The organism is Micromonospora sp. NPDC049801, assembly GCF_040656575.1.
In the GTDB taxonomy this organism is placed as follows: Bacteria; Actinomycetota; Actinomycetes; order Mycobacteriales; family Micromonosporaceae; genus Micromonospora.
Genome location: NZ_JBFAMS010000037.1, coordinates 1 through 9,935 on the forward strand (window position 1 = coordinate 1; position 9,935 = coordinate 9,935).

6 protein-coding genes are annotated in these 9,935 nt (G+C 75.7%); 4 read left to right on the top strand and 2 right to left on the bottom strand.

Annotated elements, in window-relative coordinates:
- Positions 1 to 245: 245 nt before the first annotated feature.
- Positions 246 to 1,181 (bottom strand): LD-carboxypeptidase, encoded by a 936-nt coding sequence (locus tag AB0I89_RS33470; protein ID WP_357134845.1) that lies wholly within the window; start codon positions 1,179 to 1,181, stop codon positions 246 to 248.
- A 103-nt stretch (positions 1,182 to 1,284) separates the two neighbouring features.
- On the opposite strand from AB0I89_RS33470, the gene AB0I89_RS33475 reads away from it, so the two are divergent.
- Positions 1,285 to 2,052, top strand: coding sequence for a type 1 glutamine amidotransferase (locus tag AB0I89_RS33475; RefSeq protein WP_357134847.1), 768 nt, complete (start codon positions 1,285 to 1,287; stop codon positions 2,050 to 2,052).
- The gene (locus tag AB0I89_RS33480; protein ID WP_357134848.1) at positions 2,052 to 5,105 is read left to right on the top strand and encodes a bifunctional [glutamine synthetase] adenylyltransferase/[glutamine synthetase]-adenylyl-L-tyrosine phosphorylase; all 3,054 of its coding nucleotides are present in this window, start codon (positions 2,052 to 2,054) and stop codon (positions 5,103 to 5,105) included. The genes AB0I89_RS33475 and AB0I89_RS33480 overlap by 1 nt, the downstream gene beginning before the upstream one ends.
- A gap of 5 nt (positions 5,106 to 5,110) precedes the next feature.
- On the opposite strand, the gene AB0I89_RS33485 is transcribed toward AB0I89_RS33480, so the two are convergent.
- Positions 5,111 to 6,694, bottom strand: a complete 1,584-nt coding sequence (locus AB0I89_RS33485) for a hypothetical protein (protein ID WP_357134849.1) — start codon at positions 6,692 to 6,694, stop codon at positions 5,111 to 5,113.
- Between the two features lie 44 nt (positions 6,695 to 6,738).
- On the opposite strand from AB0I89_RS33485, the gene mptB (AB0I89_RS33490) reads away from it, so the two are divergent.
- Together mptB (AB0I89_RS33490) and mptB (AB0I89_RS33495) are read left to right on the top strand one after the other, a co-directional pair.
- Positions 6,739 to 8,139, top strand: a complete 1,401-nt coding sequence (gene mptB, locus AB0I89_RS33490; RefSeq protein ID WP_357134851.1) for a polyprenol phosphomannose-dependent alpha 1,6 mannosyltransferase MptB — start codon at positions 6,739 to 6,741, stop codon at positions 8,137 to 8,139.
- A gap of 24 nt (positions 8,140 to 8,163) precedes the next feature.
- Positions 8,164 to 9,735, top strand: a complete 1,572-nt coding sequence (mptB, locus tag AB0I89_RS33495) for a polyprenol phosphomannose-dependent alpha 1,6 mannosyltransferase MptB (protein WP_357134853.1) — start codon at positions 8,164 to 8,166, stop codon at positions 9,733 to 9,735.
- The last annotated feature ends 200 nt before the right edge of the window (positions 9,736 to 9,935 follow it).

Below are 9,935 nucleotides of genomic sequence, written 5' to 3' on the forward strand. Positions count from 1 at the left end.
GACGACGGCATCGCGGGCATCACCGCCGACGTGTCGAGCCGGCCATCGGTGGACGCGGCGGTCGCCGAGGCGGCCACCGTGCTCGCCCGGAACTGACGCAAACCTCTTGATCAACGAGGTCGGGGCCGGGGCCGGGCCGGGCCGGGCCGGGCCGGGTTGGGTCGGGTGCGGGGCCGGGCCGGGCCGGGGTCGGGCGGGGCCGGGGCCGGGCGCGGGGCCGGGTCGGGGTCGGGCTGGGGTTGGGGTTACTGGACTGCGGGGGTGACCTTCAGGGTGTTGGTTTCGGTGTCCAATCGTGCTTCGGTGCCTACCGGGACGGTCAGTTGGTTGTGGCCGTGGCCGATGGGGAGGCCGCCGAGGACCGGTACGCCCAGGTCGCCGAGGCGTTCGGTGAGCACGTCGACGATCGTGGTGTCCCAGCCGTCGCCGCAGTCGGTGAACTGCCCGACCGCCACCCCGGCCAGCCCGTCCAGCGCACCGGCCCGGCGGAGCTGGGTGAGCATCCGGTCGACCTTGTACGGAGGCTCCTGCACGTCCTCGATCAACAGCACCGCGCCGGTCAGGTCGGGCAGGTCCGGTGTGCCGATCGACGCGACGAGCAGGCACAGGTTGCCGCCGAGCAGGGTGCCGGTGGCGCGGCCGGGGACGCGTACGTCGAAGGTCTCCTCGGTGGGGACCGCCTGAACGGTCACCGGCTCGGTGGTCATCAGCGCCGCGTGCAGGGACTCGGCGGAGCGCAGCGGCGTCCGCTCGTCCCGCCAGGCCGCTCCGGGGCCGTGTACCCCGGCCAGTCGGGCGCCCCGCCACAGGGCGAGCTGCAACGCGGTGATGTCCGAGAAGCCGGCCACCACCTTCGGGTCGCGGCGCACGGCTGCCATGTCGATGGCGTCGACGATCCGCTGGGCGCCGTAGCCGCCCCGGGTGCAGATCACCCCACGGATCTGGGGGTCGGCGAAGGCCCTGTTCAGGTCGGCGGCCCGCAGGTCGTCGGTGCCGGCGAGGTAGCCGTGGCGGGCGTACGCGTTCGGGGCCGGTATCGGGCGCAGGCCCCATCCGGTGAGCAGCTCCACGCCCCGGGCCACCCGCTCCGGCGAGGTCGGCCCGGACGGCGAGACGAGCAGCACCGTGTCACCCGGGCGCAGCACGGGCGGGCGGACGACGGTGGAGTCCTCGTTGATCACAACCGGAGAGCCTAGCCACCGCGCCGACACGACGGCCGCCAGCCGGTGGCACCGACCCGTGCCGGGGCGTGGCGGAGCGCGCCGCACCCGCTAGCCTCGACGGGTGGCAACCGCGCTGGTGATCGAGAACGACCCGACGGACGACGCGCGCCGGTTGGGTGAGTGGCTGACCGAGGCAGGGCTGGATTTGTGGGTGGTCCGCCCGCACGCCGGTGAGGAACTTCCCGCCGACCTTGAGGGGTACGCGGCACTGGTGGTGCTGGGTGGCGACCAGCAGGCGTATCCGCTGCCGGACGGCTCCCCCGGGGCGCCCTGGTTCCCGGCCGTGGAGGGGCTGCTGCGCAAGGCGGTCCGGTACCGCGTGCCGACCCTGGCTGTCTGCCTGGGCGCGCAGCTGCTCGCCACGGCGCATGCCGGGCTGGTGGAGCGGAGCCCGTCCGGGCCGGAGATCGGCCCCGGTGTGGTGGGCCGGCGCGACGCGGCCGAGCAGGACCCGCTGTTCCGGTACGTGCCGCTGATCCCGGACGTGCTCCAGTGGCACTCCGACGAGATCACCGAACTGCCCCGGGGCGCCACCCTGCTGGCGGCCTCCACCCGCTATCCGCACCAGGCGTTTCGGCTCGGCGACCGGGCCTGGGGGTTGCAGTTCCACATCGAGTGCGACACCGAGATGATCGGCGACTGGGCCACCGACTCGACCCTGCTCGCCGAGTTGGGCTACGACCCGGAGCTGGTGGTGGCGGCATGCGACTCGGTGATGGTGGACGTCGAGGAGGTCTGGCAGCCGTTCGCCGCCCGGTTCGCCGCGCTGGCCCTCGGCGAGTTGGACGACAGCACGATCCGGCGCGGCCTGCCGCTGCTCGGGCACTGATGAGCCGGCCGACGAGGGCCCCGGGCCGGCTCGCCCGCTACGGCTTCGGCATCGCCGAGGGCGACGGCGGGGCCCGCGCCGCGGACCTGCTCGGCCCGGACGGGCTGGGTCTCTGGCAGCCGGAGGAACAGGAGCCGGTCGACGACGCGGCCGGGGAGCTGCTCGCCGCGCTGTCCCGGGCCGCCGACCCGGACCTGGCGCTGCGCCAACTGCACCGCATCGTCGAGGCGGAGAGCCGAACCAGCGCCGCCGGCACCCCGCGCGGCACCAGCGCCGCCGGCACCAGCGCCAGCTCGCCGCTGCTCGCGGAGCTGCACGCCGACCCCGGGCTGCGGCGTCGGCTGATCGCCGTGCTGGGCGCGTCGTCGGCGCTCGGCGACCATCTGGTGGCGAATCCCGAGCACTGTCTGACGCTGCGTACCGCACCGGACGGGCTCGCGCCGATCGCCGACGGTCGGCTGGAGCCGGCCGGCGACGGGAACCCGGTGGCGGTGCTGCGTGCCGCGTACCGGCTCTCCCTGCTGCGGATCGCGGCGGCCGACCTCACCGGCGGCCGGGCCCTGGAGCAGACCATGGCGGCGCTGTCCGCGCTGGCCGACGCGACCCTCGCGGCCGCGTACGAGATCGCCGTCGCCGAGTTGGCGGCGGGCACCGAGCGGCCCCGGCTGGCCGTGGTGGCGATGGGCAAGTGCGGCGGCGGCGAGCTGAACTACGTCTCCGACGTGGACGTGATCTTCGTGGCCGCCGAGGACGCCGACCTGCCCGCCGCGACCCAGGTGGCGACCCGGCTGATCTCCGTCTGCGGGATGGTCGCCTGGCCGGTGGACGCCGCCCTGCGGCCCGAGGGCAGTCGTGGCCCGCTGGTGCGTACCCTCGCCAGCCACCTCGCCTACTACCGCCGGTGGGCACGCACCTGGGAGTTCCAGGCGCTGCTCAAGGCCCGCCCGGCCGCCGGGGACCTGCCGCTGGCCCAAGAGTGGATCGACCAGCTCGCGCCGCTGGTGTGGAGCGCCGCCGAACGCCCCGAGGCGGTCGAGGACGTCCGCGCGATGCGCCGCCGGATCATCGACAACATCCCGCCGAAGGAGCTGGAACGCGAGATCAAGCGCGGTCCGGGCGGGCTGCGCGACATCGAGTTCGCCGTTCAGCTCCTGCAACTCGTGCACGGCCGCGGCGACGAGACCCTGCGGGCGCCCGGCACCATTCCGGCGCTACGCGCGCTCGTCGCCGGTGGCTACGTCGGCCGCGCCGACGGGGAGTCGCTGCTGCGCGGCTACCGCTTCCTGCGCGCCGTCGAGCACCGGCTCCAACTCCAGGCCCTGCGCCGTACGCACACCGTGCCCACCGAGCCGGGGGCGCTGCGTTGGCTGGCCGCCGCGCTGGGTTTCGTGGCCACGCCGGGCCGCAGCGCCGTCGAGAGCTTCCGGGCCGACTGGGTCACCCACGCCACCGAGGTACGACGGCTGCACGCCAAACTGCTCTACCGGCCGCTGCTGGAGTCGGTGGCCCGGGTACCCGCCGACGGGCTGCGGCTCACCCCGGAGGCGGCCCGGCACCGGTTGGAGATCCTCGGCTTCGCCGACCCGGCCGGGGCGCTGCGTCACCTCCAGGCGCTCACCGGCGGGGTGAGTCGTACGGCGGCCATCCAGCGCACCCTGCTGCCGGTGCTGCTGAGCGAGTTCGCGGACGCGCCGGAGCCGGACCGGGGGCTGCTCAACTACCGCAAGGTCTCCGACAAGCTGGGCAGCACCCCCTGGTACCTGCGCCTGCTGCGGGACGGCGGTCCCGTCGCCCGCCGGCTGGCCCGGGTGCTGGCCCTGTCCCGGTACGTCGCCGACCTGCTCGCCCGGGATCCGGAGGCGCTGCGGCTGCTCGCCGAGGAGAACGAGTTGTCGCCGCGTCCGCGTCCGGTGCTGCGTGACGGCTTCCTCGCGGCGGCGGCCCGGCACACCGACCCGGTCGAGGCGACCCGCGCGGTGCGGGCGTTGCGCCGCCGGGAGTTGGTCCGGGTGGCCTGCGCGGACGTGCTCTGCCGGGCCGGCGCGCTCGCACCCACCCCGACCCGGGCGGACGGCACGACGCGGCCGTCACCCGGCCTGGCCGACATCACCGAGGTCGGTACGGCGCTCGCCGACGTCACCGACGCCACCCTCGCCGCAGCGCTGCGGGCCGCGCGGGCCAGCCAACCGGCCCCGGACGGGCTGCGGTTCGCGGTGATCGGAATGGGCCGCCTCGGCGGGTACGAGTCGAACTACCTCTCCGACGCCGACGTGCTCTTCGTCTACGACCCGCCCGCCGGCAGCAGCGAGAGCGCCGCCAGCGCGGCCGCGCACGCCATCGCGGAGGAGCTGCGTCGACTGCTCGGCGTACCCGCGCCCGACCCGCCGTTGGGTGTCGACGCCGATCTGCGCCCCGAGGGCCGGCAGGGTCCGCTGGTGCGCAGCCTCGCCGCGTACGCCCAGTACTACGCCCGCTGGTCCCGGGTGTGGGAGGCGCAGGCGCTGCTGCGCGCCCGGTTCGTCTGCGGTGACGCCGACCTGGGCGCCGAGTTCGAGGCGATGATCGAGCCGGTGCGCTACCCGGCCGACGGGTTGACCCGCGAGCAGGTCGTCGAGATCCGTCGGATCAAGGCCCGGGTGGAGACCGAGCGGCTGCCGCGCGGGGCCGACCCGGCCACCCACACGAAGCTGGGCCGGGGCGGGCTGGCCGACGTCGAGTGGGCGGTCCAGCTCGTCCAGCTCCGACACGCGGGCGCGATCCCGGAGCTGCGCGGCACGCGTACCCTCGATGCCCTCGCGGCGGCCGAGCGGGCCGGCCTGATCGATGCGGCGGACGCCGCGGAGATGGCCGCCGGCTGGTCCCTGGCCGCGCAGGTCCGCAACGCGCTGATGCTGGTCCGGGGCCGGGCCGGCGACCAGTTGCCCCGGCACGGCGTGGAGCTGGCGGGGGTGGTCCGGCTGCTCGGCCACGACGACCCGGGGGAGTTCCTCGACGAGTACCTGCGCACCGGCCGCCGCTCCCGCGCCGCCGCCCAGCGCGTGCTGGAGGGGTAGGAAGATCAGCCGAGGGTGTAGTCGCCGGCGCGGGGGACGGTGACGCTGGTCCAGTCCCCGTCGGCGCGGACGGTCGCGCCGCCGGACGCGGTCAGCCAGCGGCTGTGCCGCACCCGGACCGCCACCGGGCCGGCGGTCGGGGCCCGGAAGGTGACTGCCGCGCCGTCCGCGCGGACCAGCTCGGCGGGCGCGGCGACCAGCGGCGTCGGGTCGGCCACCGCCCAGACCCGCCAGTGCGGGCCGGACCAGGCCGGGGTCAGGTACGGTAGGCCGCCCTCGACGAGTTCCGCCTCGGCCCGCCCCACCCAGGACAGCGGGGCGTCCGGCACCGCCACGTACTGCACGGCGTTCTCCGCCAGCCAGGCCCGGTAGCTGGCCGGGGTGAGCGGCACGCCGGTGCCGGTCGCGCCCGGCACGGTGGTGAAGAAGAGCGGGTTGCGGTCGATGTCGGCCTGCCGCAGCCAGCCGCGGGCCAGCGGCACCTCACCGAGGCGGGCCGCCTCCCAGTAGTTGCGGGTCGGCGGCACCTCCACCCGGCCGGTGAGCCGCTGCCCGGCCAGGAACGCGCGCAGCGGCGCGTGATAGCCGGGCGCGCTGGTCGGGTCGCCGATGCTCCGCAGGTCCGCCGGGACCACCGGCGGCTGCCACCCGCAGACGGCCGCCAGCAGCGCGGCCAGGCCGATCCCACCCAACAGTCGGGCCGGCACGGGCCCGACAGCCGGCCGGCGGGCCAGGCGGGTCGACAGCCAGGCCGGCGGGCGGGCGGCGGCGGCCAGCACCGGCAGCGCGAACATCGTCGCCAACCGGGTCGCGTTCAACCCCACCGGCGTGTGCACTCCGGCGGCGACCAGCACCCCGGCGGCGGCCAGCAGCGCGCCGAACCGCACCGGCCGGTACGCCACCAGCGCCGCCACCAGCAGGCTCGTCACCACCGCCCGCAGGGTGTCGGTGCGGCTGATGTTCATCCAGCCGCCGTCGCCGAAGAGCACCGCGGTCGCGCCCAGCGGCACGGCCGCCGCGACGCCGAGCGCCAGCCCGTCGGCGTACCGGCGGGCCAGCAGCAGCGCCGCGCCCGCCAGGCCGACGAACAGGCCGGCCACCGGGCTCGTCGCCGAGGCCAGCAACGCGCCGGCCGCGGCCAACGCGACACGACGACCCGGGGGTACGCCCCGAGTCAGCGCGACCAGCGCAGCCAGCCCGAAGGCGACACCGAGGGCGTACGTCACCCGGCCCGAGACCAGGTTGCCGGCCAGCGTGACCACGCCGATCAGGCTGCCCAGCAGCGGACGCGGCACCAGGCTGCGGACCAGCAGCGCGGCCAGCGCGGTCGCCGACGCCACCAGCGCCAGCGCGCCGGTCACCCGCACACCGAGCACCGCCATCACGGGCTGCGACACCAGGCTGTAGCCGAACTGCTGCACCCCGCCGTACCAGCGCAGATCCACCGGGGTGAGGCCGTGGGCGGCGAAGAAGTCGGCGCGGGCGACCTGCGCGGAGAGGTCCGAGCCCATCAGCGGCAGGGCCAACCAGAGCGCGCCGAGCACGACGGAGCAACCGGCGGCCACCGCCACCACCCGACTGCGCCGCATGCCCACCTCCGTACCGCGACAACCGTACTGGCAGCATGTCCGGCGTGCCTCACCACCTCGCGCGCTGGACCGGACTGGCGGGATCGGTGCTTCTCGCCGTCGCCGCGTTCCTGGGCGGCGCCCTGCCCGACTCGCCCCTGCGCAGCAACCCGGTCAGCATCTGGCAGGGCGCGAACGGACCGCTGGTGCTCATCGCCTGGCTGGTCGGCACCGGGCTGCTGGCGTACGCCTGGTGGTCGCTGCGCGACGACGTGCCGTCGACCCGCTGGGCGCTGGTCACCGTCGGGCTCTGGCTGCTGCCGCTGCTGATCGCGCCCCCGCTGGCCAGCCGCGACGTCTACGCGTACGCCTGCCAGGGCGCCAGCTACGCCGCCGGGATCAACCCGTACGAGCAGGGTGTCTCCGCGCTGCCCTGCCCCTGGCTGGACACCATCTCGTACATCTGGCGGGACACCCCGGCGCCCTACGGGCCGCTGTTCGTGGTGCTGTCCGGCGCGGTGGTCAAGGCCACCGGCTCGCTGACCGGCGCGATCGTGGTGTTCCGGCTGATCGCCGTGGCGGGGGTCGCGCTGATGGCGGTCAGCCTGCCGGTGCTGGCCCGACGGGTGGGCGTACCGGCCTCCCGGGCGGTCTGGCTGACGCTCGCCTGCCCGCTGGTCGCCGTGCACCTGGTCTCCGGCGCGCACAACGACGCCCTGATGGCCGGCCTGCTCGTCGCCGGGCTGGCCGTGATCGCCTCCCGGCCCGGACGCCCCGGCCCGCTGCTCGCCGGTGGCGTGCTGCTCGGTCTCGCCGCCGGCATCAAGGTGACGGCGCTGGTCGTGGTGCCGTTCGCCGCGCTGGCCGCGATCGTCGGCGGGTACTCGATCCGCGCGCTGATCCGCCACGGCGGCTGGGTGGTCGGCGGCGCGGTCGCCGTCGTGGTCGGGGTGACCTTCGCCGCCGGCCTCGATTTCGGCTGGGTCGGTGGGCTGGCCCGCGGCGGTGACGTGATCGCCTGGACGTCGCCGTCCACGGCGGTCGGGCAGACCGTCGGCTACCTGGCGGTGCCCTTCGGCGGGCACGTCGACGCGCTCGCCGTCACCCGGGGGGTCGGCGTCGCGGTGCTGGCGGTGCTGCTGGTGTGGCTGTGGTGGCGGGCCCGCACGCGGGAGCCGCTGTGGTACGCCGCCGTGGCGCTGACCGCCACGGTCGCCCTCGCGCCACTGTTCCACCCCTGGTACTGGGTCTGGCCGCTCGCGGTGCTGGCGGCCACCGCCCGGCGTACCGGATGGTTCATCGTCGTCGCGCTGGTGGCGTCGTTCCTGGTGCTGCCCGATGGCACCGGGCTGCCCCGCTACACCAAGACGGTCGGGGCGCCACTGATGACGCTGTTGGTGATCGTGCTGGCCATCCGGTTGGTACGGTCGGCTCGGGCGGCCCGCCAACCGGTCGCCGCCGACTAGGTCGACCAGGGGGAAGGTGCGCCGGTGACCACTCCCGGCGCGCCTTCGCCGGTTCCCGGCCTGCTGGCCGCCCGGTTTGCCCGGTACGCCGGCCTGGTCGGCGCGGTCCTGCTCGCCGTGGCCGGGTACCTCGGCGGGGCGCTGCCCGACGCCCCACTGAACGTCACGCCCGTGTCGATCTGGCGAGCCCCGGGCGGCGCGGCAACCTTGGCCTGCTGGCTGGTCGGCACCGCGCTGCTCGTCGGCGCCTGGTGGTCACTGCGCGCCGGTGCGCCGTCGAGCCGGTGGGCGTACGTCACCGCCGGGCTGTGGGCGCTGCCGCTGCTGCTCGCGCCGCCCCTGGGCAGCCGGGACGTCTACTCGTACGCCTGCCAGGGCTGGACCTACGCGCACGGTGTCGACCCGTACGCCGTTCCGGTGGCGGCGGCCGGCTGCCCGTGGGTGGAGACGGTGGCACCGATCTGGCGGGACACGCCCGCACCGTACGGCCCGGTCTTCGTGCTCCTCGCGGCGCTCGCGGTGACTGTCGGAGGCGGGCTCACCGGCGCTGTCGTACTGCTGCGGGTCATCGCCGTGGCCGGGTTGCTGCTGGCCGCGCTCTGCCTGCCTCCGCTGGCCCGGGCCACCGGAGTGCCGACCCGGCGGACGGCCTGGCTGGCGCTGGCCGTGCCACTGGTCGGCGTACACCTGGTGGGCGGCGCGCACAACGACGCCGTGATGCTCGGGCTGTTGCTGTGCGGGCTGCTGGTGGCGGTCCGTTGGCCGGGCCGGCCCCCCGCGCTGCTGCTCGCCGGGGCGCTGCTCGGGCTGGCGGTCACCGTGAAGGCCAGCGCCGTCGTGGTGGTGCCGTTCGCGGCACTGGTGGGAGCGTCCGGCCGGACGGTGTTCCGCAGCGGCGCGTGGCTGGGCGGCGGGCTCCTGGGCGCGCTGCTGGTCACCTCGGCGCTGTCCGGCCTCGGATTCGGCTGGGTGGGTGGGTTGACCCGCAGCGGCGACTCCGAACAGTGGACATCGCCGCCCACCGCCGTCGGGTTCGTCGTCGACTACGCCGGCGCGGTGGTCGGGCGGGACCCGCAGGCCGTGCCGGTGACCCGCGCCATCGCGTTGGTGCTGCTCGCGGTCGTGCTCGTGGCCCTCTGGTGGCGCACGTGGCGGCGAGTTGCCACCGGTTCGGGCGGGCTGGCGGCTGGCTCAGGCGGGCTGCTGGACGCCTCGGGCGGGCTGGCGGTCGGCCGCGATGCGCTGTCAGCCGCTTCGGGCGGGTCGCCGTCCATTTCGGGCGGGTTGCCGGCCGGGGCGGCGCGGTGCCGAGCGGTACTGCACGGCGCCGGCCTGGCCCTGGTCGCCACCGTCGTTCTGTCCCCGGTCTTCCACCCCTGGTACGCGACCTGGCCGCTGGCCCTGCTCGCGCTCAGCGCCGCCCGGACCACGTGGTTCGTGCTGCCGGCCGCCGTGGCTGCCTTCCTGGCGCTGCCCGACGGCACCAACCTGGCCCGCTTCACGAAGGCCCCCGGCGCTCTCGCGATGACCGTCCTGCTCCTGTTCCTGCTTCTCCGGATGTGGCGGCACGCACCGGAGCGCTCGCTACGTCCCTGACCACCGGTCGGATGCGCGAAGATCGCGCTCGAACATGGACGTAGTGGCTTCTGGCGCGTTCGAGGCCACTAGATCCAGGATCGAGCACGATCTTGGTGCGGTGCGGTGCGGTGCGGTGCGGTGCGGTGCGGTGCGGTGCGGTGCGGTGCGGTGCGGTGCGGTGCGGTGCGGTGCGGTGCGGTGCGGTGCGGTGCGGTGCG